General features: G+C 61.4%; 24 protein-coding genes. 6 read left to right on the forward strand and 18 right to left on the reverse strand.

All coding sequences use genetic code 11. The features are described from left to right. Nucleotides 1–3: 3 nt before the first annotated feature. Together pgeF and rluD are read right to left on the reverse strand one after the other, a co-directional pair. Nucleotides 4–738, reverse strand: coding sequence for a peptidoglycan editing factor PgeF (gene pgeF / locus AD666_RS15650; protein WP_053153572.1), 735 nt, complete (start codon nucleotides 736–738; stop codon nucleotides 4–6). Next, entirely contained in the window at nucleotides 735–1,697 is a 963-nt protein-coding gene (gene rluD, locus AD666_RS15655) for a 23S rRNA pseudouridine(1911/1915/1917) synthase RluD (RefSeq protein WP_053153575.1), read from the reverse strand. Before rluD ends, pgeF begins: the two co-directional genes overlap by 4 nt. 151 nt (nucleotides 1,698–1,848) lie before the next feature. On the opposite strand from rluD, the gene AD666_RS15660 reads away from it, so the two are divergent. From AD666_RS15660 to AD666_RS15670, 4 genes are all read left to right on the forward strand, one after another. Next, a complete protein-coding gene (locus tag AD666_RS15660; RefSeq protein WP_053153578.1) occupies nucleotides 1,849–2,865 on the forward strand; it encodes an outer membrane protein assembly factor BamD in 1,017 nt (338 codons plus the stop codon). 125 nt (nucleotides 2,866–2,990) lie between these two features. Further along, nucleotides 2,991–3,224 carry a PP0621 family protein gene (locus AD666_RS26110; protein WP_082339798.1) on the forward strand — a complete coding sequence of 78 codons (234 nt, stop codon included), beginning with the start codon at nucleotides 2,991–2,993 and terminating at the stop codon, nucleotides 3,222–3,224. After that, a complete protein-coding gene (locus AD666_RS15665; RefSeq protein WP_053155332.1) occupies nucleotides 3,214–4,803 on the forward strand; it encodes a nitrogen regulation protein NR(II) in 1,590 nt (529 codons plus the stop codon). Before AD666_RS26110 ends, AD666_RS15665 begins: the two co-directional genes overlap by 11 nt. Further along, a complete protein-coding gene (locus AD666_RS15670; protein WP_053153581.1) occupies nucleotides 4,800–6,146 on the forward strand; it encodes a sigma-54 dependent transcriptional regulator in 1,347 nt (448 codons plus the stop codon). Before AD666_RS15665 ends, AD666_RS15670 begins: the two co-directional genes overlap by 4 nt. Before the next feature lie 547 nt (nucleotides 6,147–6,693). Here the strand turns inward: AD666_RS15670 and thiO are convergent. Genes thiO through AD666_RS15705 form a run of 7 tightly spaced genes read right to left on the reverse strand, consistent with a single transcriptional unit; the run spans nucleotide 6,694 to nucleotide 13,486 of the window. After that, nucleotides 6,694–7,794: a glycine oxidase ThiO gene (thiO, locus tag AD666_RS15675; RefSeq protein WP_053153584.1), complete on the reverse strand. Its 1,101-nt coding sequence runs from the start codon at nucleotides 7,792–7,794 to the stop codon at nucleotides 6,694–6,696. Nucleotides 7,795–7,846: 52 nt separating this feature from the next. Further along, nucleotides 7,847–8,248, reverse strand: a complete 402-nt coding sequence (locus AD666_RS15680) for a type IV pilin protein (RefSeq protein WP_053153587.1) — start codon at nucleotides 8,246–8,248, stop codon at nucleotides 7,847–7,849. 9 nt (nucleotides 8,249–8,257) lie between these two features. Then, nucleotides 8,258–11,371, reverse strand: coding sequence for a pilus assembly protein (locus AD666_RS15685; protein ID WP_053153590.1), 3,114 nt, complete (start codon nucleotides 11,369–11,371; stop codon nucleotides 8,258–8,260). Continuing rightward, entirely contained in the window at nucleotides 11,358–11,837 is a 480-nt protein-coding gene (locus tag AD666_RS15690; RefSeq protein WP_053153593.1) for a PilX N-terminal domain-containing pilus assembly protein, read from the reverse strand. The genes AD666_RS15685 and AD666_RS15690 overlap by 14 nt, the downstream gene beginning before the upstream one ends. 10 nt (nucleotides 11,838–11,847) lie before the next feature. Beyond that, nucleotides 11,848–12,561: a PilW family protein gene (locus tag AD666_RS15695; RefSeq protein ID WP_053153596.1), complete on the reverse strand. Its 714-nt coding sequence runs from the start codon at nucleotides 12,559–12,561 to the stop codon at nucleotides 11,848–11,850. Then, on the reverse strand, nucleotides 12,558–13,016 hold the full coding sequence (pilV, locus tag AD666_RS15700) for a type IV pilus modification protein PilV (protein ID WP_053153599.1): 459 nt from the start codon (nucleotides 13,014–13,016) through the stop codon (nucleotides 12,558–12,560). The genes AD666_RS15695 and pilV overlap by 4 nt, the downstream gene beginning before the upstream one ends. Then, nucleotides 13,013–13,486 (reverse strand): GspH/FimT family protein, encoded by a 474-nt coding sequence (locus AD666_RS15705; RefSeq protein ID WP_053153600.1) that lies wholly within the window; start codon nucleotides 13,484–13,486, stop codon nucleotides 13,013–13,015. Before AD666_RS15705 ends, pilV begins: the two co-directional genes overlap by 4 nt. A gap of 127 nt (nucleotides 13,487–13,613) precedes the next feature. On the opposite strand from AD666_RS15705, the gene AD666_RS15710 reads away from it, so the two are divergent. Beyond that, entirely contained in the window at nucleotides 13,614–14,123 is a 510-nt protein-coding gene (locus tag AD666_RS15710; RefSeq protein WP_053153603.1) for a GspH/FimT family pseudopilin, read from the forward strand. Here AD666_RS15710 and ispH read toward each other — a convergent pair. From ispH to murJ, 6 genes are all read right to left on the reverse strand, one after another. After that, nucleotides 14,100–15,047 carry a 4-hydroxy-3-methylbut-2-enyl diphosphate reductase gene (ispH, locus tag AD666_RS15715; protein ID WP_053153606.1) on the reverse strand — a complete coding sequence of 316 codons (948 nt, stop codon included), beginning with the start codon at nucleotides 15,045–15,047 and terminating at the stop codon, nucleotides 14,100–14,102. The two genes, AD666_RS15710 and ispH, sit on opposite strands and share 24 nt — an antisense overlap. Before the next feature lie 192 nt (nucleotides 15,048–15,239). Then, complete coding sequence (gene fkpB, locus AD666_RS15720) at nucleotides 15,240–15,677, reverse strand: FKBP-type peptidyl-prolyl cis-trans isomerase (RefSeq protein ID WP_053153609.1); 438 nt, start codon at nucleotides 15,675–15,677, stop codon at nucleotides 15,240–15,242. After that, entirely contained in the window at nucleotides 15,670–16,182 is a 513-nt protein-coding gene (gene lspA / locus AD666_RS15725) for a signal peptidase II (protein ID WP_053153612.1), read from the reverse strand. Before lspA ends, fkpB begins: the two co-directional genes overlap by 8 nt. Continuing rightward, nucleotides 16,175–19,006: an isoleucine--tRNA ligase gene (gene ileS / locus AD666_RS15730; RefSeq protein WP_053153615.1), complete on the reverse strand. Its 2,832-nt coding sequence runs from the start codon at nucleotides 19,004–19,006 to the stop codon at nucleotides 16,175–16,177. Before ileS ends, lspA begins: the two co-directional genes overlap by 8 nt. A 13-nt stretch (nucleotides 19,007–19,019) precedes the next feature. Then, a complete protein-coding gene (ribF, locus tag AD666_RS15735) occupies nucleotides 19,020–19,958 on the reverse strand; it encodes a bifunctional riboflavin kinase/FAD synthetase (RefSeq protein ID WP_053153618.1) in 939 nt (312 codons plus the stop codon). A gap of 118 nt (nucleotides 19,959–20,076) precedes the next feature. After that, on the reverse strand, nucleotides 20,077–21,615 hold the full coding sequence (murJ, locus tag AD666_RS15740; RefSeq protein ID WP_053153621.1) for a murein biosynthesis integral membrane protein MurJ: 1,539 nt from the start codon (nucleotides 21,613–21,615) through the stop codon (nucleotides 20,077–20,079). A 253-nt stretch (nucleotides 21,616–21,868) separates the two neighbouring features. Between murJ and rpsT the strand changes: the two genes are divergently transcribed. Beyond that, nucleotides 21,869–22,147, forward strand: a complete 279-nt coding sequence (gene rpsT, locus AD666_RS15745; protein WP_007970922.1) for a 30S ribosomal protein S20 — start codon at nucleotides 21,869–21,871, stop codon at nucleotides 22,145–22,147. Between the two features lie 103 nt (nucleotides 22,148–22,250). Here rpsT and AD666_RS15750 read toward each other — a convergent pair whose 3' ends face one another. The 3 genes from AD666_RS15750 to cgtA all read right to left on the reverse strand — a co-directional run bounded on the left by AD666_RS15750 (nucleotide 22,251) and on the right by cgtA (nucleotide 25,270). Further along, nucleotides 22,251–22,715 (reverse strand): CreA family protein, encoded by a 465-nt coding sequence (locus tag AD666_RS15750; protein WP_053153624.1) that lies wholly within the window; start codon nucleotides 22,713–22,715, stop codon nucleotides 22,251–22,253. Nucleotides 22,716–22,724: 9 nt separating this feature from the next. Continuing rightward, nucleotides 22,725–23,843, reverse strand: a complete 1,119-nt coding sequence (gene proB / locus AD666_RS15755; RefSeq protein ID WP_053153626.1) for a glutamate 5-kinase — start codon at nucleotides 23,841–23,843, stop codon at nucleotides 22,725–22,727. Nucleotides 23,844–24,046: 203 nt separating this feature from the next. Next, entirely contained in the window at nucleotides 24,047–25,270 is a 1,224-nt protein-coding gene (cgtA, locus tag AD666_RS15760; protein WP_053153630.1) for an Obg family GTPase CgtA, read from the reverse strand. Nucleotides 25,271–25,391 lie beyond the last annotated feature (121 nt).

Here is a 25,391-nt window from a genome sequence, read left to right on the forward strand (position 1 = left end):
AGATCAGCAGAGTCTAGCGTCGATCCAGACCAGGGAGGCGAAGCGACCGGTGCGCGGATTGCGACGGTAGGAAAAGAAACGCGGGTCGTTCACGGTGCACAGCCCGCCGCCGTAGACCGCCGTGACGCCCCGAGCTTTCAGCCGCAGACGTGCCAGCTCATAGATATCAGCCAGGAACTTGCCGGCATTGGGACTGGGTACGAAGGCTTTTGCGGCCTCGGGCAGTGCGGCGGTGAAAACTTCTCGCACCTCGGGCCCGACCTCGAAGGCTTGCGGGCCAATGGCCGGACCGAGCCAGGCCAGCACTTCACCCGGAGAAACTTCAAGGCTATCGAGCGTGGCTTCCAGTACGCCGTTCGCCAGCCCGCGCCAGCCAGCATGGGCCGCCGCGACGCGGGTGCCGGCACGGCTGCAGAAGAGCACGGGCAGGCAGTCCGCAGTCATCGCTGTGCAGGCGATACCCGGCGTAGCGGTCCAACTGGCATCAGCGATAAGCATCTGCGCCGGATCAGCCTCGACCACATTGATTCCATGAACCTGCTGCAACCAGGCCGGGCGAATGGCGAATCGGTCGGTGAGACGGCGACGGTTCTCGGCAACAGCCAACGGGTCGTCGTCCACATGGTTGCCAAGGTTGAGGCTGTCGAACGGCGCCAGACTGACGCCGCCTCCGCGGGTAGTGACGCAGGCCTTTACCCGGGTCGGCGCAGGCCAGTCGGGTATCAGCCAGTCACTCATCCGACGAACGCCTCGCGATCCTGCTTGAGCAGCGTCAGCAGCCAGACGAAGTCATCCGGCAGCGGCGACTCCCAGCTCATGCGCTTGCCGGTGGTCGGATGGTCCAGCTCCAGGAAGCGTGCATGCAGCGCCTGGCGCGGGAAATTCTTCAGGGATTCAACCATCGTCACGCTGGCCGCCGGCGGGATGCGGAAACGACCGCCATAGGCTGGGTCGCCCACCAGCGGGAAATTGATGTGGGCCATGTGCACGCGGATCTGGTGGGTACGACCGGTTTCCAGCTTGACCCGCACATGGGTGTGGGAGCGGAAGCGTTCCAGCACGCGATAATGGCTGACCGCCGGCTTGCCGCCTTCCATCACCGCCATGCGCTGGCGTTGCTGGCCATGACGACCGATGGGGGCATTGATCTTGCCACCCGCGGTGACCACGCCGATCACGATGCATTCATAGATACGACTGACGCTGCGACTTTGCAGCTGCGCGACCAGCTGTGTCTGCGCCTGGATGGTCTTGGCCACCACCATGAGGCCGGTGGTGTCCTTGTCCAGACGATGAACGATGCCGGCGCGCGGGACATTGATGATGTCCGGTACGTGATGCAGCAAGGCATTGAGCAGGGTGCCATCGGCATGGCCCGCCGCCGGGTGCACCACCAGGCCCGCCGGCTTGTTGATCACCAGGATATCGTCGTCTTCATAGACGATGTCCAGGGCAATGTCCTGCGCGACCCATTCACCCTGGGCCTCCTGCTCGGCGGTCAGTTCGAGGACGGCGCCGCCATGGACGATGTCGCGCGGGCGCACGACCGCCCCATCCACTGTCAGGCGGCCGTCCTTGATCCAGGCGGAAAGGCGCGAGCGCGAATGCTCGGCAAAGAGTTGGGCGGCGACTTGATCGAGGCGTTGGCCGCCCAATTCGGACGGCACCTCTGCGCGAAGTTCTATTTTATCGGACATGCTCGGACTGGGCGTCGGCACAGCCTTTGGTTTCGGCTGCGCGCTTGTGGTTAAATACGGCGTCTTTTGCCCCGAGGCTTTTCAACGGGGCGCTCATCATAACAGGACGGCCCCGCCCAAGACAGCGGCCGTCATAGGGACGCAAGCCGCCATGCAAGTGAAACACCTGCTGCTGATCGCCATCCTCGCATTGACTGCTGCTTGCTCGTCGAAGGAAGTCGTAGACGAAAACCTGAGCGAAGTCGAACTGTACCAACAGGCGCAGAACGACCTGGACAACAACAGCTACACCAGCGCCACCGCCAAGCTCAAGGCCCTGGAGTCGCGGTATCCGTTCGGTCGCTACGCCGATCAGGCCCAGCTGGAGCTGATTTACGCCAATTACAAGAACGCCGAGCCGGAAGCTGCGAAATCCGCCGCCGAGCGCTTCATTCGTCTGCACCCGCAGCACCCGAACGTCGATTACGCTTACTACCTCAAGGGCCTGACCTCCTTCGACCAGGACGTCGGCCTGCTGGCGCGCTTCCTGCCGCTGGACATGACCAAGCGTGACCCGGGCGCCGCGCGCGACTCCTACAACGAGTTCGCCCAGCTGACCAGCCGCTTCCCCAACAGCCGCTACTCGCCGGATGCCAAGCAGCGCATGATCTACCTGCGCAACCTGCTGGCCTCCTACGAAATCCACGTGGCCGACTACTACCTGACCCGTCAGGCCTATGTCGCCGCCGCCAACCGTGGCCGCTACGTGGTGGAAAACTTCCAGGAAACCCCATCGGTCGGCGACGGCCTGGCGGTGATGACCGAAGCCTACCAGCGCCTGCACCTGGACGACCTGGCGGCCTCCAGCCTGGAGACCCTCAAGCTGAACTACCCCGATCACCCCTCCCTGGTCGATGGCCAGTTCACCCCACGGGTCGACGAAGCCGACAACCGGTCGTGGCTGAGCAAGGCGACCCTGGGCCTGATCGAATCCCGTCCACCTCTGCCGCCGGGCGAAACCCGCGCCAACCAGGACGTGCAGCGCCAGTTCCAGGACGCCAAGGAAGCCATCCCGAACGAACTCAAGCCCAAGGACGAGAATGGCGATGTGATCGAGGAGGAAGCGCCCGAGCAGGAGTCCGGCGACCGCTCCTGGTTCAGTTACATGACCTTTGGCCTGTTCGACTGAAGCCAAGGCATGCATCCAAAGGGAGACCCGGCGGTCTCCCTTTTTCATGCCTGCCTTTTATTGCGCTGTGCGCCGTTCCGGTCCTTGGCTAAACTGCCGCATCATCAGCCGAAAAGCCGCCCATCATGCTTCGTTTACTGTTCTGGATCGCCTTGATTGCCGCCGCGATATGGTTCTGGCGCAAATTAAAGGCCGCCTCCTCCGCACCGGACGCCCCCCGGGAGCAAGACGCACCGCCCATGGTTCGTTGCGCCCACTGCGGCGTACACCTTCCCCGTGACCGGGCGCTGGCGCTCGAGCAACAGTGGTATTGCAGCCAGGCTCACCTCGAGCAAGGCCCGGGCCCTCGTGATCGCTGAGGCTTCGAGCCCTCGCGTCAAGCAGACGCAGCGCCTGCTGCGCCTGTATCACCTGTACCGCCTGAGCATCGGCATCACCCTCGTACTGTTGATCTCCAGCAACATGGACTACCGTCTGCTGGAGTACGCCAACGACGACCTGCTACGAAGCGGTAGCTGGTTGTACCTGGTACTCAACATCCTGCTGGTGGTGTTTCTGGAAAATACCCGCCGCCCAGCACGGCTGTTCGGCCTGGCTCTGACCGACGTATTGCTGCTGTCGTGGCTGTTCTTCGCCGCGGGCGGTGCCCCTAGCGCCATCGGCAACCTGCTCATCGTCTCGGTGGCCATCGGCAACACCCTGCTGCGAGACCGAATCGGCCTGTTGATCGCGGCCGTCGCCACCCTCGGCATCGTCAGCTCGACCTTTTTCCTGGGTCTCAGCGACTCGAACCGACCCAGCAGCTATCTGCAGGCCGGCACCCTTGGGGCCTTGTGCTTTGCCGCCGCCCTGTTGGTGCAGGGCCTGACCCGGCGCCTGGAGGCCAGCGAAACACTGGCCGAACAGCGGGCCAGCGAGGTGATCGGACTCGAAGCGCTCAACGCGTTGATCCTGCAGCGCATGCGCACCGGGATCCTGGTCCTCGACCGGCAGCGACGGGTGCAGTTGGCCAACGAAAGCGCACTGAACCTGCTGGGCATGCACGACCTGGTCGGCCAGCCGATCGATGATTACTCCAGCGATCTGGTCGAGTGCCTGACCTTGTGGCAGAACAACCCCAGCCTGCGTCCACCAAGCCTGACCATCGCCGGCACGGGCCTGACCCTGCAACCGAGCTTCATCGCCCTGGGGCACAATGAACAGCACCAGATCCTGGTCTTTCTCGAAGACCTGGCCCAAGTGGCCCAACACGCGCAGCAGCTTAAACTCGCCTCCCTGGGACGTCTTACAGCCGGTATCGCCCATGAAATCCGCAACCCCTTGGGGGCGATCAGCCACGCGGCACAATTGCTGCGCGAATCCGAGGAACTGAACGACGCGGATCGGCGTCTGACGCAGATTATTCAAGATCACTCCCAACGAATGAACCGCGTCATTGAAAATGTCCTGCAGCTGTCCCGCCGCCAGCAAACCACTCCCCAGCGCCTGGACCTGCGAGCCTGGCTCGGCCAATTCGTCCGGCAGGCCCGCGAAAACGCGACCGGGCACCAGCAGTTGCACCTGAGCATCGATCCGGGCGACTACGCCACGCTCATGGACCCCGATCAGTTGACCCAAGTGTTGGACAACCTCCTGCGCAACGCCTGGCGCCACAGTGCGCAGGTCCATGAGCAAGCCGAGGCCTGGCTGAAGCTCTTCATCGATCCCCACAGCCATCTGCCCACGCTGGACATCATCGACAACGGCCCCGGCGTGACACCGGACCAGCAGGCACACCTGTTCGAGCCTTTTTTCACCACCAGCAGCCAGGGCACCGGCCTTGGTCTCTATCTGTCCCGTGAGCTGTGCGAAAGCAACCAGGCCCGCCTAGACTTCAAACCACGCCAAGGCGGCGGCTGCTTTCGCATCACCTTTGCTCACGGACGGAAACAGATTTGAATACACGCTCACGGCAACGAATCCTGATCGTCGACGACGAGCCGGACATCCGCGAACTCCTGGACATCACCCTGGGACGGATGAAACTCGACACCCGCAGCGCCAAGAACCTTGCCGAAGCCCAGGCCCTGCTGGCCGGCGAAGCGTTCGATCTGTGCCTGACCGACATGCGCCTGCCCGACGGCACCGGCCTGGAGCTGGTGCAACACATCCAGCAACGTTTTCCCCAACTGCCCGTGGCGATGATTACCGCCTACGGCAGTCTGGAAACCGCTATCGACGCCCTGAAGGCCGGGGCTTTTGATTTTCTGACCAAGCCGGTCGACCTGGGGCGGCTGCGGGAACTGGTCAGCAGTGCCCTGCGCTTACCGTCGGTCGCCGTCCCGACCACCACCATCGAGCGTTGCCTGCTGGGCGATTCTCCACCGATGCGCAATGTGCGCAAACAGATCGAGAAACTCGCTCGTAGCCAGGCACCGGTGTATATCAGCGGGGAATCGGGGTGCGGCAAGGAACTGGTGGCGCGGCTGATCCATGAACAGGGTCCTCGCTCCAACCAGGGATTCGTACCGGTCAACTGTGGGGCGATTCCGACGGAACTGATGGAAAGCGAGTTTTTCGGCCACCGAAAGGGCAGTTTCAGCGGCGCCATCGAGGACAAGCCCGGCCTGTTCCAGGCCGCTCACGGCGGGACGCTGTTCCTTGATGAAGTGGCCGACCTGCCCCTGGCGATGCAAGTCAAACTGTTGCGAGCGATTCAGGAAAAGGCCGTGCGCGCCGTTGGCGGCCAGCAGGAGGAAGTGGTGGATGTACGAATCCTCTGCGCGACTCACAAAGACCTGGGCGCCGAAGTTGCCGCCGGACGCTTCCGCCAGGACCTTTATTACCGCCTGAACGTTATCGAACTGCGCGTCCCGCCCCTTCGCGAACGCCGCGAAGACATCGAACCACTGGCCAACCACATGCTCCAGCGCCTGGCCGTCAACACTGGCAATCCCCCCGCCAAGCTTCACCCCCATGCCGTGGCAGCCCTTAAGAACTATCGCTTCCCCGGCAATGTGCGAGAGCTGGAAAACATGCTCGAACGCGCCTATACGCTCTGCGAACACCAACAGATCGAAGCCGGCGACCTGCGCCTGTCCGAAGGCACCAGCCCCACCGAAGTCGCCAGCCCCGACCTGACACGGGTCGACAACCTGGAAGACTACCTGGAAGACGTCGAGCGCAAGCTCATCCTCCAGGCCCTGGAAGAAACCCGCTGGAACCGCACAGCGGCGGCGCAGCGGTTGAAACTGTCGTTTCGGTCGATGCGGTATCGGTTGAAGAAGTTGGGGTTGGATTGAGAGGTGTCAGAGTCAGCATGACCAATGGCAGGGCTCACATTCCTACCAATCGGTGGTGGCTGTCAGACCGTCATCGCGAGCAAGCTCGCTCCCACAATGGCTCTGTGTATACCTTTGAGAGCCGTGTCGAGCTATAAGTCGCGCCGCGGCTTTTGATCTTCCGCCCCTTCGGAAGGCTGAGCGCAGGCATTCATCAGGGGGATGGCGCGCAGCGCCGTTCGACGCAGTCGAACCCATCGAGTGGAGGTCAAGCGCAGCGGACCGGAGCCGATGCCCCCCTGATGAATGCCGGAGCGAAGGAACCCCGAGCCTTGGCGAGGGGCCGTACGCTGGGGCGAGCCTTTTTGGTTACTTTTGGCTGGGCCGGCATTCCGGGCGTTTGCCAAAAGTGACCCGCTGTAAAAGCAGAACCGTAGGCAGCCGCTACCGCAGCAATGGATATACACCCGTTTAACAGAATTCCGGACACTGCCATCGCCAGCAAGCTTTGCTCCCACAGAGTGAACTGCCCCCAGAAAAACAGCCCAGAGGACACCCAGATCAGAGCCTACAACCGCCCGGCAGGCGCATACGGCGCAGGATCGATCACCGGCTCACGCCCCAACATCAAATCAGCAAACAACTGACACGACGCCGGCGCCAGCACCAACCCATTGCGGAAATGTCCGCAGTTGAGCCACAGACCCGCAACGCCCGGCACTTCACCGATATACGGGATACCCTCCGGCGAACCGGGTCGCAACCCCGCCCAATGCCCAACCACCTCAGCATCGGCCAGGGCCGGGATCAACTGCTGCGCAGAAGCCTTCAGGCTTTGCAGCGCGTTATCGGTCGGCGTCTTGTCAAAACCTTCGCGCTCCAGGGTGCTGCCCACCAGAATATGTCCGTCGCGACGCGGAATCGCATAACGGCCCTTGGCCAGGACCATGCTCGACAGGAAATCCGACGCGCACTTGTACAGGATCATCTGACCCTTGACCGGCTCGACCGGCAACTTCAGCCCTAACGTCTTGAGCAACTCACCGCTCCAGGCGCCTGCGGCCAGTACCACTTGATCGCCACGAATCGGTCCGGTCGAACTCTCTACCCCGACAACCCGCTCACCGTCGCGGATGAACCCGCCGACCTCACAGTGCTCATGAAGCGTGACATTGGGCAGCGCCAGCAAGGCAGCCTTGAGGGACTTCACCAACCGGGGGTTGCGCACGTTGGCAACGTCGGCCATGTAGATCGCTCGGGAAAACCCCGCCCCCAGCACCGGCACGGCATCATGGACAGCAGAGATATCCACAGCCTTCAACGGACGCCCTTCCCGCCTGGCCCAGGCCAGCGCTTCGTCCTGATCGTCCAGGTCCAGCCAATACAGACCGGTAACATGCACTTGCGGGTCGACCCCGGTGGCCGCGAGCAGACGCTGCCCCAGCTGTGGATAAAAATCCTGCGACCAATGCGCCAGTGCCGTGACAGCCGGGCTATAGCGCCAGGGGTAGAGCGGCGACACAATACCGCCACCGGCCCAGGACGACTCCTGGCCAACACTGGAACGGTCCAGCAGAACCACGCGTTGGCCTTCCGAGGCCAGATTGAACGCCGTCAGCAGGCCGATGACTCCGCCGCCGACAATCACCACTTGCTGTTGCCTGGTCATGTTCTGATTCGACTCATAAGACAGGGGCGCAAACGGCGCCCGAATGAAAAACTCAGCGACCCCAGCAATCCTTGGCGGTCAAGCCGGCAGCGGCATTGAGCATGCTTCGCGCCCCCGTGTTGTTGATCGTGAAATCGCCACACTTGTCCGTAGCCATGGACGAACCGCTTTTGCGCACGGCGGTCAAGGTAAAGCTCTGGTCCGCCAGCGTCTGTGTAATGGTGTAGAAATCATTGCCACTGCTCAGCCCGGTGGCATTGGTGTACACGTTGTTCTTCGAGTAGTAGCGCTCGAGGATCTGAGCCTGCTCCGATAGCAGACTGGCTATTTCGGTACGTCGGCCTTTTTTCATGTACTCGGTCAGGCTCGGGTAGCCGACGGTGATCACGATACCAATGATGGCGATCACGATCATGATTTCAATCAAGGTAAAACCCCGGTTGGATTTGCGCATACCTACCTCTTACTGTATTTGCCGCCACATGATGCGACGGCTGCCGCCAACGGCTTTCCCCAGCAGGTCGGTAATACCGCCTCCGGAATCGTTCACGACCATGTTGGTGGCTCCGTTGGCACTGACGACTGCACTCAGGGTCGGGATACCACCGGTGAAAACCACCCCGGCGGAGATCGTATCGAGGCTGCTGAGTGTGCCGTCCCCGTTGGTATCGAGCACCGCATAGTTGAGCATCTTACCGTTGAAAGCATCCACTTCGATCAGTTTGCCTGTACCGAAGCTGGCACAGGGGTCGGTGGTGTCCACCGCGGCGGTGGTGAAGACCACACGCCCGAGCACCAGGTTGGCCGGGTTGATGACCCGCTCCCCGGTCAACGCATTGTTGTACACCAGAGGCAAGTACCAGCCTTTTTTCGCTGGGTAAGTCACGTCGGTCTGGCTGGTGGTCACGAACTGCCCCGTGCTGCCTGAAAACACGCCGGTGATCGACTGGGCCTGCAGACTCGACACCGTGATCGCCCCGGCGCCACCGACGGCATCCCAGATCGAATAGAACGCTTGCAAGTCCTTGTTGAGCTTGTCGGCTGTTTCATTGAACTTGCCGGTGCCGAAGAACACCTGGACCCCGCCCTGGGGGTTGTCCGCCAACAAAGGCTGCACGGTGATCGGCTGGGTCGCGCCGCCCGGCGCGGTGAACAAGGGTTGGCCGGCAAATGCCACGCCCCAGGTGTTCGGAGAGGTGCCGCTGAGGTCGAACTTCCACATCCGTCCCTTCAAGTCGCCACCATAGGCCGCCTGGACCACGTTCTGGGAGTTGACCCGAAGCTTGACCGAGGACAAGCCATTATCGGTCTCGCTGCTGTTGATGACGATTTTCCTGATCAACGATCCGTCACGGATATCCACCACGTACAACGCCGCCACGCCGGAGTTGCTGCCGTAGCCATTGGAAATGAAGGCGGCCCAGCGACCATCCGCCAGACGAGCTACCTCGGGGCGCGCGTAGGCGTAGCCCAGGTCATTGAAAGTGTGCGCCGTGTTGGCAACGGTCGGCGCGCTGATTTCCCACAACGCCCGGATCGTGTTGCCTGCCGTCGCGTCGTACAGCTGAACGGCAAAGAATGATTTGCCCCCGGCCCCTGTTCCCCCAACGGCAACGGTCTTCCAGGCGCTGCCCGATTGCGTATCGAACACCCCGACCTGCCCGTCCACCAGGAACTTGTGGCTGACTCCGTTGATGTAGTTGACGTCGGCAATGGACTGCAGCGATGGCAGTACGCTCGACGGCATGTAGGCGTAGCGTCGCGTGCCATTGGCGCTGTTGATGACATTGAAGAAACCGTCGTTGGCGTTCACCACCAGGCTGCTGTTCATGCTCGCGGCCTTGGTTGTCAGGTACGTGCTGTAACTGGTGTCGTTCACCAGGTCCGCGGCAGTCTGGTCATTGGGCGATGCCAGCACCAGGGGTGAGTTGATGATGTCTCCCAGCAACAGGCTGCGCACCTTCAGGCCGGTTTTGTTGGTGCCCTTGCTCCACTCCACCAGATCGTTGCCGGTGATCCCCGTAGGCAGGTTCTGGCTGAGACTGACTTGCTGGGCGGGCGAAAAGTTGGCGTAGGCCAACGTTACCGGCACGTTGGTCGCGGTGTTCCATGACTGGTAAATCGGCGCCGTGGCGCCGGGTACGATGGTGGTGTTGGTGGTCCACTGCACCGCCGCCGTGTTGACCGTGCCTGTCGAGTTGAAGCCGAATGCCCGGATGGTGCCGTGCCAGTCCTTGGGGTCGTAGGTGGTCTGGTAGAAACTGGATGTGCTGGAGAGCGTGGCGCTGTTGGCGGTGCCGCCGCCCCCTGATCCGGCCTTGGATGTGATGTCGCTCAGGGCCGATGACAGAGCCGAGTTCAGGCCTTCGCTGTCGCTCGCCGGGTAATACCGGCCAGCACCGTAACGGGCAGCATCGGACAGCATCTGGTTGTTGACAGCGAAACCGACGGTGTAGGTGTTGAGGTACTGTCGGGGAAAGTCCGTCGAGTTCCAACTCTTGCCAGTAGCATCGGTGCCGGTGGAGCGCATATCGATGTCGAAGGCGAATTTGGCGATGTCGTCCAGGTAAAGCGTGTCGCCCTCGGCATCGCCACTGAGGTTGTCGCCATCGTTGGTGCCGATGCCATCCCAGTTCGGCAAGCGTGGACCGCCCGTCGAGGTCGCCTGCGGGTCGTTAGTGGGAAAGGTCCGGTCGAACGTGGGCAGGCCATCGGTGATCACCACACCGAAGTTTTTTTGGCACCGATACTGGATCGGGCTGGTGTAGGTGCTGGGGGTGCCGTTGTAGTACGGTGCCATGCCCCTGAAGTAGCGGGTGACTTCGTAGTAACTCTCGGCCAGTGGCGTGTTCGCGACAGCGCCCAAACCATTGATGGCGTTGACCAGCGCTGTGTAGTTGGAGTTGGCCTGGGTCTGGGTGACACTGCCGCTGACGGGCGATAGGTCGCTGATGGCCCGGACAATGTACCCCCCCGGGCCGGAGTTCCCACTATTGGGCGGATTGAAAGTGGCCAGGCCAATGCGCAAGGCGCGGTTGCTGGCGACCAGATCGTTGGAAACGTCACGCGCCACGTTTATCCGATAGTCGGAGGGGATCACGCCTGTGGTGAAGTCCCGGCTCGAACCATTGGCCAAGGTTACGAGATAGGCCAGGTACCTGGCGGTATAACGGGTATTACCGCCGCCCACGGGATCTGGAAGTCGAAGACAGACCCGGCCAATGCCGGAGCGATAGAAACCGTACCAGCCAGACGAACAGCCACCACGCAGCAGGCTCAGCAACAGGATATTCGAGTCGTCCAGGTCTAACTCATACCTTTCATTGCAATTGCTGCTGGTGCTGCATGCATACGTGCGCGTTTGCGCCGCCGTTGGATCGAACCCCGCCGCCCAGATGATGTTGTTCATACTCCCCGAGTCATCGATCAGCAGCATCACGTTCGGCGTTACCGCAGCTGCACTCAGCAATGGCGAATCCGATGGCGTGAAGGCATGGACCGGAGCTGTGAGATAAAGGCTGAGCAGTACGCCCCACAGCGCCTGCCTCCAGCCACGAAGAGCCTCAATATTTCGCATAGACGCTCTCCACAACGCTGCGCTGGTTATTGCCCACCACCGCCACCGCCGTGATCCGGTACAGGGTCGCCGACGTATTGCTGGGCACGTTGACCGCCGTGAGCGTGGTGCCAATGTTCTGCACGCCATAGAACCCGCCAGGAACGGCAATCCAGTTGACCCCGGAGGTGGAATTGCGCCCCGCCGCCGTCAGGGTCGCCGACTCGGCCGGCGGCGCGCATTGGATCGCGGTGGTACAAACCGGCAATGAATAGGTCTCCACCTGCACGGCGCTTTCGCCCATCCTCAACGCCGCCTCGGCCAACTGGAACGACTGGTTACGCAGCATGGTGCTACTGGTCATCTTTTCCTGGAGGGTGGCGCTCTGCATCGACGACAGGCCGATGAGCGTCAGGAGCAGCAGAAAGACGAGACTCACCAGCAAGGCCATGCCACGTTGGTTGTGTCGAGTGGACGTCAGCATCATGAGTCGCCCCTCACAACAACCGGTTGCGCAAAGCGGCAACCACGTTGTAGGTCTGATCGCGCACCACGTTTCTGGGGTCGAAGAGCGTCAAAGTCAGGCGTACGCTACGGATCAGTGCCGGGTCGGACGGATTGCTGTTATAGCTCGATGCCGCAATGTCCGTAGCGCTGCTGGCCACGCCGAACGTCACGGTGAAGGCCCGCACGTTATCCACCAGCACCGCCATGGTCGGGTTGCCGGGCCCGGAGCCCATCAACAACTGATTATTGCTGAAGCCGTAGATCAACCGTCTTATCGGGAACGCCATCTGCCCCGCCGCTGGCGCCCGCACGCCGGTGTAGGCAGTGGCCGAAGTGCGGCAATCGGACACCACGGTCCAGGCCGGCACACCGCCACTGCTGCCTACATCCGCGGTCACCAGGGTCAGCCTCAGGTTGGCGTTGTCCCAGCGAATGGGCGTGACCTGGCTGGCATTGAAATCCCCTGCCTGGGACGCATCGGTGATGCTTCCCAGGCAGCCGAACATGCCCACCATGCGAAGCTCCTGAAGCATCTTGCTCAGTGCGAAGCGAGCGTCTTCCTGCATCACCGCCGCGGCGTCCTGACTGATATAGGTGTTCTTCGCGGCGATGAAGATCTGCACCACACCCAGCACCACGACCAGGCTGAGCACCAGCGCGATCATCAATTCAATCAGACCGAAGCCCCGACAGCGTCTGTTCATGGCGTCGCCACCGGGTCGACGGCAACGCGGCTGGTCAGCACGAAGCTGCGTCGCGCCTCGGCCGCATTGCTCGTATTGGCGGCTCGCGCATCGTCCCAGGAAATGGTGATGGTGTAGACCCGCTGGTTCAGTGCAACGGTGCCGGTGGCCGTGGCACCGCCGAAGGCGATGATGTTGGTCTTGAAATCGTAAAGATCCTGGTCCCTCGCCACGTTGAGGTTCGGCGAGCTGGGTGGCGTGACGGTGTAGTCCGCACCGGAATTGGCGCGAATGCGGTCCAGCAGGTCATAAGCGATGAAACTGGCCTGGCTGGTCATGCGCGAACTGTCGGTGTACTTGAGCGCATTGAGCTGGATCATTGCCGCCCCCAGCAAGCCCACGCCGAGGATCAGCATCGCCACCAACACCTCGATCAGCGTCATGCCCTCCTGTGTCCTTTTACTGCAATCCGTCATCCGCAACTTCCACCCAATACGATTCGTCCGTTGAGGCAAACACTCAGCGACCTGCTCTGTGTCCCTCGCACATAATTGAAGGTCACCGGCGTGGTCGATGCCGACAACCCTCCGAGGTTGTTGAAATCAATGCGGGTTACCTCTGAGGTTAGCGTCAGAGTCGCACCGCTGCTCATCGCTGGAACAACCCGCAATACATTGGCTGGCGTGCCCGTGCTGTCGTATACCGTCAGTTCGCTGCTCCAGGCGCTGCCAAGGATCGTGGGGCGAATGCGTATCGTGGCGCCGCGGTCGATCGCGGTCATGCGGGCAAAATTCAGCGCCCGGCGCAGATCGCCGATCTCGGTGTCGGCCTTGGTGCGCTGCATCGAGCCGGTGAATGCAGGCACCGCCATCGTGATGAGGACCAGCAACACGCCGAGGGCGACCAGCACCTCGATCAGCGTGAAACCTTTTGTACGAAGATCCATCGATGCCCTCCGCCGACGTCGGCTATACCTGCCTCTACAAGCTAGAACAAACCATTGCCACAACAAGCCCTGCCCCACCATTGATTGCACTACCACGCCGTTCCACGCTCTCCAGGGAGGAGACGCCATGCACCAACAGGGCTTCAGTCTGATCGAACTGCTCATGGGACTGGCAATTGCCGCGATTGTTCTGCCATGGGCTGGATCCGGCTACAAAGCCCTCATCGAGTCCATCGAGCGCAAGGAAGCCGCCCGCCTGTTGGCCAGCGGCTTGCGTACCGCACGAAGCGAAGCCATCACACGCAACCAAACGGTGGCGATCAAAGGAATAGACAACGATTGGAGCCAAGGGTGGCAAATCATCCAGGACGGAGATGACCAGGCGTTGCTGATACAGCGCAGCAGCGGTGCTCGCATCATCGGCAACTGGGCGGTGAAGCATTCGGTGAGGTTCGCCGGTCATGGGCAGGCGCTGCTGCCCAGTGGCGCGTTTCAAGCGGGCACTCTACACATTTGCGCGAAACACCAGCCGGTCAGCCACCACCAGGTGGTGCTGTCGCGTACCGGGCGCGTCAGCCTGCGCAGCAAGGAGGCCGAGCAGGCGCTATGCGAGTTAAAGGAGGGAGCGGACCCGTAGTTCCTTGGGCATGGAAAAGGTGATGTTTTCCTCGCGACCGGCCAGCTCGTCGGCCCCGGTGGCGCCCCAGGCCTGCAATTGCTGGATCACGCCACGCACCAACACCTCCGGTGCTGAAGCACCGGCGGTAATACCGATGTGCTCGACGCCCTCGAACCAGCTGCGTTGCATGTCCTCGGCACCGTCGATCAGGTACGCCGGCGTCCCCATGCGCTCGGCCAGCTCACGCAAGCGGTTGGAGTTGGAACTGTTCGGGCTACCGACCACCAGTACGACATCGCACTCGTCGGCCAATTGCTTGACCGCATCCTGACGGTTCTGGGTGGCGTAGCAGATATCATCCTTGCGCGGCCCGCCAATAGCCGGGAAGCGCGTACGCAGGGCGTCGATCACGCGGCTGGTGTCATCCATCGACAAGGTGGTCTGGGTGACGAAGGCCAGTTTTTCCGGGTTACGCACCTGCAAGGCCGCCACGTCTTCCTCATCCTCGACCAGGTAGATCGCACCGCCATTGCTGGCGTCGTACTGCCCCATGGTGCCTTCGACTTCCGGGTGCCCTTCGTGGCCAATCAGAATGCATTCACGGCCGTCGCGGCTGTAGCGGGCCACTTCGATATGTACCTTGGTCACCAGCGGGCAGGTCGCGTCGAACACCTTCAGGCCACGGCCAGCGGCTTCGGTCCGCACGGCCTGGGAAACCCCGTGGGCACTGAAAATCACGATGACATCATCCGGCACCTGGTCCAGCTCCTCGACGAAAATGGCCCCGCGACTGCGCAGGTCTTCGACGACGAATTTGTTGTGGACCACTTCATGGCGCACATAGATGGGCGGCCCGAAGACTTCCAGGGCGCGGTTGACGATTTCGATCGCCCGGTCCACCCCGGCGCAGAAGCCACGGGGGTTGGCGAGTTTGATTTGCATGCTGTGCCTCGTGTCTTGCGCAAGGACTGATCACTTGCCAGGAACAATGGGTATCTCATTTGGGAGCGAATCTGTGGGAGCAAAGCTTGCTCGCGATGAACGATGACACGATCCTTCAGTTGAAACGTGTCGCCTGCATCGCGGGCAAGCCTTGCTCCCACAGGCTCGCCCACACAGCCAATCGAACAGTGCTTAAACCGCCTTGACGTCGAGGATTTCCACTTCGAAGTTCAAGGTCTTGCCCGCCAGCGGGTGGTTGAAGTCCACGGTCACCTGGGCGTCGTCAAATGCCTTCACCACGCCCGGCAGTTCGGTATTGGCGGCGTCGTTGAAAATCACCAGCAGGCCTTCGGACAGCTCCATGTCCTGGAACTGAGAGCGTGGCATGGTCTGCACGTTCTGCGGGTTGGGCTGACCAAAGGCGTTTTCCGGCGCAACGACTACGGTGCGCTTGTCACCGGCCTTGAAACCGAAGATCGCCGCTTCGAAGCCTGGCAGCAGGTTGCCATCACCGACCTTGAACACGGCCGGGGCCTTGTCGAAGGTGCTGTCGACGGTGTCGCCGTTTTCCAGGTGCAGGGCGAAGTGAAGTTTCACTTCAGTGTTTTGAGCGATGCGCTGCTCAGTCATGGACGGCTTCTCCGGTTTTCTTGCTCTTGAACATATCCAGCGCGAGCATCACGGCGCCCACGGTGATGGCGCTGTCGGCAAAGTTGAACGCCGGGAAATACCAGCGGTTCTGCCAATGCACCAGGATAAAATCGATCACGTGGCCCAGGACAATGCGGTCGTAGAGATTGCCCAGCGCGCCACCCAGCACCAGGGCCAGCGCCACGGCCAGCCAGGTTTCGTTGCGACCCAGCCGCTTGAGCCAGACCACCAGCACACCGCTGACCGCTATCGCGATCAGTGCAAAGAGCCAGCGCTGCCAGCCCGAACTGTCGGCCAGGAAGCTGAAGGCCGCGCCAGTGTTGTAGGCCAGGGTCCAGCTGAAGTAGTCGGGAATGACCACGATCTGCTGGTACAGGGTCAGCGAGCTTTCGAAGTAGAACTTGCTGGCCTGGTCGATGACCAGTACCAGCACGCTCAACCAGAGCCAGCTCAGCCGTCCGAAACGGCCTGCTGCATTAGGCATAGTGGCGAACCTCACCGCTGCCGCTGATGTTATCGACGCAACGACCGCAAATTTCCGGATGCTCCGGGTTCACGCCGACGTCTTCGCGGCAATGCCAGCAACGGGCGCACTTGACGAAGCTCGACTTGACCACCTTGAGCTTCAGGCCGGCCACTTCAGTGACCACCGCATCGACCGGTGCCTGTACCAACGGGGCGACACTGGCGGTGGAGGTGATCAATACGAAGCGCAGCTCGTTACCCAACTTGGCCAGGTCGGTGGCCAAAGCCTCTTCGGCATAGAGGGTCACTTCGGCCTGCAGGCTGCCACCTACGGCCTTGGCCGCACGCTGGATTTCCATTTCCTTGTTGACCGCGGCCTTGACCGACATGATCCGGTCCCAATAGGCACGGTCCAGCTCGAAACCTTGCGGCAATTCGGTCAGTCCTTCGTACCAGGTGTTGAGCATCACCGATTCGTTGCGCTCGCCCGGCAGGTATTCCCACAGCTCATCGGCAGTGAACGCCAGGATCGGCGCGATCCAGCGCACCAGCGCCTCGCTGATGTGGAACAGCGCGGTCTGGCATGAACGACGGGCCTTGCTGTTGGCGCCGGTGGTGTACTGGCGATCCTTGATGATGTCGAGGTAGAAACCACCCAGCTCCTGCACGCAGAAATTGTGGATCTTGGAGTAGACGTTCCAGAAGCGGTATTCGCCGTAGTGCTCCTGCAATTCGCGTTGCAGCAGCAGGGTACGATCCACGGCCCAGCGGTCCAGGGCGAGCATGTCCTCGGCCGGCAGCAGGTCGGTGGCCGGGTTGAAGCCGGTCAGGTTCGAGAGCAGGAAGCGCGCGGTATTGCGGATACGCCGGTAGGCGTCGGCACTGCGCTGCAGGATCTGCTCGGAAACCGCCATCTCGCCCGAATAGTCGGTGGACGCGACCCACAGGCGCATGATGTCGGCGCCCAGGGTGTCGTTGACTTTCTGCGGCGCAATCACGTTGCCCAAGGACTTGGACATCTTGCGGCCGGCCTCGTCCACGGTGAAACCATGGGTCAGCAGTTCGCGGTACGGCGCATGCTCATCAATGGCGCAACCGGTCAGCAAGGACGAATGGAACCAGCCCCGATGCTGGTCCGAACCTTCCAGGTAAAGGTCGGCACGCGGGCCGGCCTCGTGGCCCATCGGGTGCGAGCCGCGCAGCACGTGCCAGTGGGTGGTACCGGAGTCGAACCAGACGTCCAGGGTGTCGCTGATCTTGTCGTACAGCGGCGCTTCATCGCCCAACAGCTCGGCGGCGTCCAGCTTGAACCAGGCCTCGATGCCCTCGGCTTCGACGCGCTTGGCCACTTCTTCCATCAGCTCGACGGTGCGCGGGTGCAGCTCGCCGCTTTCCTTGTTCAGGAAGAACGGAATCGGCACGCCCCAGTTGCGCTGGCGGGAGATGCACCAGTCCGGACGGTTGGCGATCATCGAGTGCAGGCGCGCCTGGCCCCAGGCCGGAACGAACCTGGTGTTTTCGATGGCCTTGAGCGAGCGCTGACGCAGGGTTTCGCCGCTGGTGGGCTGCTTGTCCATGCCGATGAACCACTGCGCGGTGGCGCGGTAGATCAGCGGAGTCTTGTGGCGCCAGCAGTGCATGTAGCTGTGTTCGATAACAGTGGTGTGCAGCAGCGCGCCGACTTCAGTCAGTTTGTCGACGATGGCCGGGTTGGCTTTCCAGATGAACTGGCCACCGAAGAATTCCAGGGACGGCACGTATACGCCGTTGCTCTGGACCGGATTGAGGATGTCGTCGTTGACCATGCCGTACTTCTTGCAGGTCACGAAGTCGTCCACGCCATAGGCCGGCGCGGAGTGAACCACACCCGTGCCCGCACCCAGCTCCACGTAGTCGGCCAGGTACACCGGCGACAGGCGGTCATAGAACGGATGACGGAAATTGATGAGCTCCAGCGCCGAACCCGGCGCAGTGGCCAGCACCGAGCCTTCCAGGCCATAGCGGGTCAGGCAGGATTCGACAAGCTCTTCGGCCAGCACCAGCAGCTTGTCGCCCACGTCAACCAAGGCATAGTTGAACTCCGGATGGACATTCAGCGCCTGGTTGGCCGGAATGGTCCACGGGGTGGTAGTCCAGATCACGATGGCGGCCGGCTTGCTCAGCTTGCCCAGGCCGAAAGCACTGGCGAGCTTGTCTTCGTCGGCGATCGGGAACGCCACGTCGATGGTCGACGACTTCTTGTTCTCGTACTCGACTTCCGCCTCGGCCAGGGCCGAACCGCAATCGAAGCACCAGTTCACCGGCTTGAGGCCCTTGAACACGAAGCCGCCCTCGACGATTTTCGCCAGGGCACGGATTTCGCCGGCTTCGTTCTTGAAATCCATGGTTTTGTACGGGTTGGCGAAGTCGCCCAGTACGCCGAGGCGGATGAATTCGGACTTCTGCCCTTCGATCTGCTCGGTGGCGTAGGCACGGCACAGCTCGCGGGTCTTCTCCGCGCCCAGGTTCTTGCCGTGGGTCACTTCCACCTTGTGCTCGATCGGCAGGCCGTGGCAATCCCAGCCCGGGACATAAGGCGCATCAAAACCCGACAGGGTCTTGGAGCGAACGATCATGTCCTTGAGAATCTTGTTCAGCGCGTGACCGATGTGAATGGTGCCGTTGGCGTACGGAGGGCCGTCGTGCAGGACGAACTTCGGACGATCCTTGCCAATCTCGCGCAACTTTCCGTACAGGCCAATGCTGTCCCAACGCTGCAGAATCTGTGGTTCGCGCTGAGGCAGGCCGGCCTTCATTGGGAAGGCGGTGTCCGGAAGGTTTAGCGTGGCTTTATAGTCGGTCATTTAAGGCTCTTCATTAGCGATTGGCGCTGGTTGCGACAAGGGCACGGGCGGCGGCGATATCGGCATGGATCGCCGTCTTGAGCGCCTCCAGAGAGGCAAAACGCTGCTCTTCACGCAGCTTATGGTGGAAAACCACCGTCAAACGCCGGTCATACAGATCGCCGGCAAAATCCAGAACATGTACTTCGAGATGGGCCTTGCCATCTCCCTGGACCGTGGGGCGTACGCCGATATTGGCGACACCGGGCCAGGTTTTGCCGTCGATTTCGACACTTACCAGGTACACACCGGTCAATGGCACGCGACGGCGCTTGAGTTGCACGTTGGCAGTCGGCGTTCCCAACTGGCGCGCCAGCTTCTGCCCGTGCAGGATCCGTCCCGCGATCCGGTAAGGCCGCCCGAGCAAGCGTTCGGCCAATGCGAAATCGGCGGCCGCCAGGGCGTTGCGAACCTGGGTGCTGCTGACTCGCAAGCCATCAATCTCGACGGTCTGCGCCGCTTCGACAGTGAAGCCATGGGCGATACCGGCCTGCTGCAAGTACGTGAAATCCCCTGCCCGGTCGCAACCGAAACGGAAGTCGTCACCGACCTCCAGATGCTTGATGCCAAGACCGTCCACCAAGATGGTCTCGACAAAGTCGGCCGCGCTGAGCTGGCTCAGCCGTTGGTTGAAGGCCAGGCACAGGACCCGGTCGATGCCTTCGGCAGCCAGCAACTGCAATTTGTCCCGCAACCGGGCCAGACGGGCCGGCGCAGTGTCCGGGGCAAAGAATTCCCGGGGCTGCGGCTCGAAGATCACCACGCAGCTGGGCAGGCCCAACTCCAGCGCACGCTCACGCAACCGCGCCAGGATAGCCTGGTGGCCACGGTGAACACCGTCGAAGTTGCCAATGGTGGCGACACAGCCCCGATGCCGGGGACGCAGGTTGTGGAGGCCTCGAACCAGCTGCATAACGCGCTTCTTGCTCATAAAGTGGCCGATTATAACCACACCCGACGGCCAACGACAGGCAACACCGTAACCCAAAGTGATCGAACCGACAAAACCGCTACCCGCCCGCGGCCCGTCGTCAGCTCAAGGCCTTGCGATTGAAGTCCCGCAGACGGAACCCCAGCAGCAGCAACATGCCGAAATATGCCACTACACCGGCCACAACCAGCAGGCCCAGGCGCAGGAAACGTTCCAGCATCTGCCCCCCACCCCAGGCCGGCATGAAATACATTCCCGCGAGCAGGACCGCCGACATCACCCCCACGGCCACCAGCAGCTTGAGACCAAACTTGCCCCACCCCGGTTGCGGCTGATACATCTTCTGCCTGCGCAACTGGTAAAACAGTAGGCCTGCGTTGAGGCAGGCACCGATGCTGATCGCCAAGGCCAAGCCGGCGTGAGCCAGCGGACCGATCAGTAACAGGTTGAACAACTGGGTCATCACCAGGGTGAAAATGGCGATCTTCACCGGCGTGCGGATGTTCTGCTGGGCATAGAAGCCTGGCGCCAACACCTTGATCAGTATGATCCCGAGCAGCCCCACCGAATAAGCGATCAAGGCCCGCTGGGTCATGGCGGCATCGAACGCATTGAACTGGCCATACTGGAACAGTGAAACGGTCAGGGGCTCGGCCAGGATCCCGAGCGCCAGGGCACACGGCAGCACCAGCACGAAACACAGCCGCAGGCCCCAATCGAGAATGCGCGAGTATTCCTGGCGATCCTGGCTGGCGTAGGTCTTGGCCAGGGTCGGCAGCAGGATCGTGCCGAGCGCTACGCCCAGAACCCCGGACGGCAACTCCATCAGGCGGTCGGCGTAATACATCCACGACACCGAGCCGGCCACCAGGAACGAGGCGAAAATCGTGTTGATGATCAGGGAAATCTGACTTACCGAAACGCCAAGGATCGCTGGCAACATCTGCTTGAGTACCCGCCAGACGCCGCTGTCGCGCAGATTCAACCGTGGCAGCACCAGCATGCCAATCTTTTTCAGATAAGGCAGTTGATACAGCAGTTGCGCCAACCCGCCCACCAGCACCGCCCACCCCAGGGCCATCACCGGCGGATTGAAATACGGCGTCAGGAACACCGCAAATACAATCATGCTGACATTGAGCAGGGTCGGCACGAACGCCGGCACCGAGAAACGGTTCCAGGTATTGAGGATCGCGCCAGCCAAGGACGACAGGGAGATCAGCAATATATAAGGAAAGGTCACCCGCAACAGGTCACTGGTGAGTTGGAATTTTTCCGGGGTGTTGGTGAACCCCGGCGCCGTCGCCCAGATCACCCAGGGCGCGGCGAGCATGCCGGCCGCCGTGACAAACGCCAGCACCAGGGTCAGCAAACCGCTGACGTAGGCAATGAAGGTGCGAGTCGCCTCGTCGCCCTTCTGGCTTTTGTATTCCGCCAGGATCGGCACGAAAGCCTGGGAAAAGGCCCCTTCGGCGAAAATCCGGCGCAGCAGGTTGGGCAACTTGAAGGCGATGAAGAAGGCGTCAGTGGCCATCCCGGCACCGAAGATCCGTGCGATCAACGTATCGCGAACGAACCCCAGGACACGGGAAAGCATCGTGATAGAGCTGACGGCGGCCAACGATTTGAGCAGATTCATGAAAAGAGTTCTTGCCTGTCGATAAACAGCAGGCGAACTACGCGCCCACTTGTGCGATACTCCGCGCCGCCAACAGCACAGCGCCAAAGCCCGCGAGTTTACAGGTCGCACGCCGGAAAGAAATCATCCGGTGCGCCGTACCTGCCATTCAGCGGAACGCGTCACCCGCCCTTGACAAGACCTCAACTCATCGGCATGATTCGCGGCCTATTTTGTTTGCTATTTCCCAAAAAGTCTTTCGAGGAGCTCGACGGTGGCCAACTCACCTTCCGCCAAAAAACGTGCAAAACAGGCTGAGAAGCGTCGCAGCCACAACGCCAGCCTGCGTTCCATGGTTCGTACCTACATCAAAAACGTAGTCAAGGCCATCGACGCAAAAGACGCTGCAAAAGCCCAAGCTGCTTACGTTCTGGCTGTGCCTGTTATCGACCGCATGGCCGATAAAGGCATCATCCACAAGAACAAGGCTGCTCGCCATAAGAGCCGCCTGAATGGCCACGTAAAGGCCCTGAACGTTGCCGCTGCTGCCTAAGCGACACGCTCGTTAAAAAACCGACCCCAGGGTCGGTTTTTTATTGCCTGCGATTTAACCTGTGGGAGCAAGGCTTGCTCCCACAGGTTTATTTATATTCTGACTATTGAGCGCGAGCCCACGGCAAAATCGGAATAGCCGTCACCGCATTCTGCGGACTGCCTTCGATCACCCGGTCGCTGTAGACCAGATACACCAGCGTATTGCGCTTCTTGTCGAGAAAACGCACCACTTGCATGGTCTTGAACACCAGCGACGTGCGCTCCCGGAAGACTTCCTCACCGTCCTTGAGCTCGCCCTTGAAACTGATCGGCCCGACCTGGCGACAGGCAATGGACGCCTCGGCACGATCCTCCGCCAAGCCCAATCCACCCTTTACACCGCCGGTCTTGGCCCGCGACAGGTAGCAGGTCACCCCATCCACCTTGGGATCGTCGAACGCCTCGACCACGATCCGGTCGTTCGGCCCGACGAATTTGAATACCGTCGACACCTGGCCGATTTCCTCGGCCGAGGCCAGCAGCGGCAACGCCAGCAGCAAGCCGATCAATCCTTTTGCCACACCCATGAATTTTCCTTAGACGAGAATCAGGTTGTCACGATGAACCAGTTCCGGCTCAGCCATGTAGCCCAACAGGCCAACAATCGCATCTGACGACTGGCCGATGATTTTCTGCGCTTCCAGAGCGCTGTAGTTGGCCAGGCCACGAGCGATCTCACGACCATCCGGCGCCACGCAAACCACCATTTCGCCACGACGGAAGCTACCCTGGACCAGCTTCACCCCCACCGGCAGCAGGCTTTTATTGCCCTGAGACAGCGCCGACACGGCACCAGCATCCAACACCAACGTGCCACGGGTTTGCAGGTGCCCCGCCAGCCACTGCTTGCGAGCGGCAAGCATGCCACGCTCAGGCGACAACAGCGTACCGATGCGCTCGCCCGCTTTCAGGCGATCCAGCACCCGCTCCAGACGTCCACCGACAATAATGGTATGCGCCCCGGAGCGCGCCGCCAGCCGCGCTGCACGCAGCTTGGTCTGCATACCGCCGCGACCCAAGGCACCACCGGTACCGCCAGCCACCGCATCCAGCGCCGGGTCGTCGGCGCGGGCTTCGTAGATCAGATTGGCATCGGGATTGGAGCGCGGATCGGCGTCGAACATGCCATCGCGATCCGTGAGGATCACCAGCAAATCCGCCTCCACCAGGTTCGCCACCAGCGCAGCCAGGGTATCGTTATCGCCGAAACGGATTTCGTCGGTGACCACGGTGTCGTTCTCGTTGATCACCGGAATGACCTTCAACTCCACCAACGCACGCAAAGTGCTACGGGCATTGAGGTAGCGCTTGCGGTCGGACAGGTCATCATGGGTCAGCAGGATCTGTGCCGTATGGCGCCCATGCTCGGCAAAGCTGGACTCCCAGGCCTGCACCAACCCCATCTGGCCGATGGCAGCGGCGGCCTGCAATTCGTGCATCGCGCTGGGTCGCGACGTCCAGCCCAGGCGACTCATGCCAGCCGCCACCGCCCCCGAAGAGACCAATACCAGCTCGACGCCAGCCTCATGCAAGGCCACCATCTGCTCGACCCACACCGCCATAGCTTTGCGGTCCAGCCCCTTGCCATCCGCCGTCAGCAGTGCGCTGCCGATCTTCACGACCCAACGCCGCGCACCCGTCACCTTGCTCCGCATTTTCTTCAACCTTTGCCAGCGAACGGCGCGACCCAGCGCCGCCCATGGGATTATTCGTATTTGCGTTCTACAGATACCAAAACGCCGCTCGAATGAGCGGCGCCTGGGAACCGGCTGACTGCGATGATAACACCGCGCCTCGCCAGATATACTGTCATCGCGGGCAAGCCTCGCCCCCACAGGAGCCAGGCACACCTTTGATGTCAGTCGCGTACGTAAATGATTTCCGGACCGTCCTCGTCATCCACGTCTTCTTCATCCCAATCATCATCACCGATGTCATGGACCGACTTCACGCCACTGCGACGCAAGGCACGCTGGTCATCCAGCGCCTGCAACTGCGCACGCGCTTCGTCTTCGATACGCTGGTCGAGCTCAGCCAATTCTTCCTTGTAGACAGGATCATTGGCCAGCCGGTCGGCGCGGTCTTCCAGATAACGCATGATGTCATGGCACAGACGCTCGGTACCTTCCTTGGCAATGGCCGAGATCACGTAAACCGGACCGTCCCACTCCAGCCTGTCGACGATTTCCTTGACCCGCTCCTCGTGCTCTTCCTCAAGGATCTGGTCACATTTGTTCAGCACCAGCCAACGATCCCGCTCGACCAGGGCCGGACTGAATTTGGCCAGCTCACTGACGATCACTTCGGCGGCATCGGCGGGATTGCTTTCATCCAGAGGCGCCATGTCCACGAGGTGCAGCAACAGGCGAGTGCGGGACAAATGCTTGAGGAAGCGAATCCCCAGGCCCGCACCATCGGAAGCACCTTCGATCAGACCTGGAATATCCGCGATCACAAAACTTTTCCAGCGATCGACACTGACCACGCCCAGGTTTGGCACCAGGGTGGTGAACGGGTAGTCGGCAACCTTGGGCTTGGCAGCCGAAACCGAGCGAATGAACGTACTCTTGCCCGCGTTCGGCAGACCCAACAGCCCCACGTCGGCCAGCACTTTCATTTCCAGCTTCAGGTCACGCTGCTCGCCTGGCTTGCCTGGCGTGGTCTGGCGCGGCGCACGGTTGGTACTGGACTTGAAACGGGTGTTACCCAGGCCATGCCACCCCCCTTGGGCCACCAGCAAGCGCTGGCCCGGCTTGGTCAGATCACCAATGACCTCCTGGGTGGCGGAGTCGATCACCGTGGTACCCACTGGCACGCGCAGGATCAGATCCTCGCCCTTTTTGCCGGTGCAGTCGGTGCTGCCGCCATTGGAACCACGCTCGGCATCGAAGTGCCGGGTGTAACGGTAATCCACCAGGGTATTGAGGTTTTCGTCGGCGACCATGAAGATCGAGCCGCCGTCGCCGCCGTCACCACCGTTCGGACCGCCGTTTTCAATGAATTTTTCCCGACGGAAACTCATGCAGCCATTGCCGCCGTCGCCCGCCTTTACTCGAATCGATACTTCATCAACAAATTTCATGACACACGCCTCTCGTCATATGGACGAGCCGAAAAAACAAGACATAAGACTCTTGCAAAAATGAGCGCAGCGGCCTGATTCACGCCCCAATTGCAGCGCCGACAGCCCATACAAACAGCTT

The organism is Pseudomonas sp. Pf153 (assembly GCF_001269775.1).
Lineage (GTDB): Bacteria > Pseudomonadota > Gammaproteobacteria > Pseudomonadales > Pseudomonadaceae > Aquipseudomonas > Aquipseudomonas uvaldensis.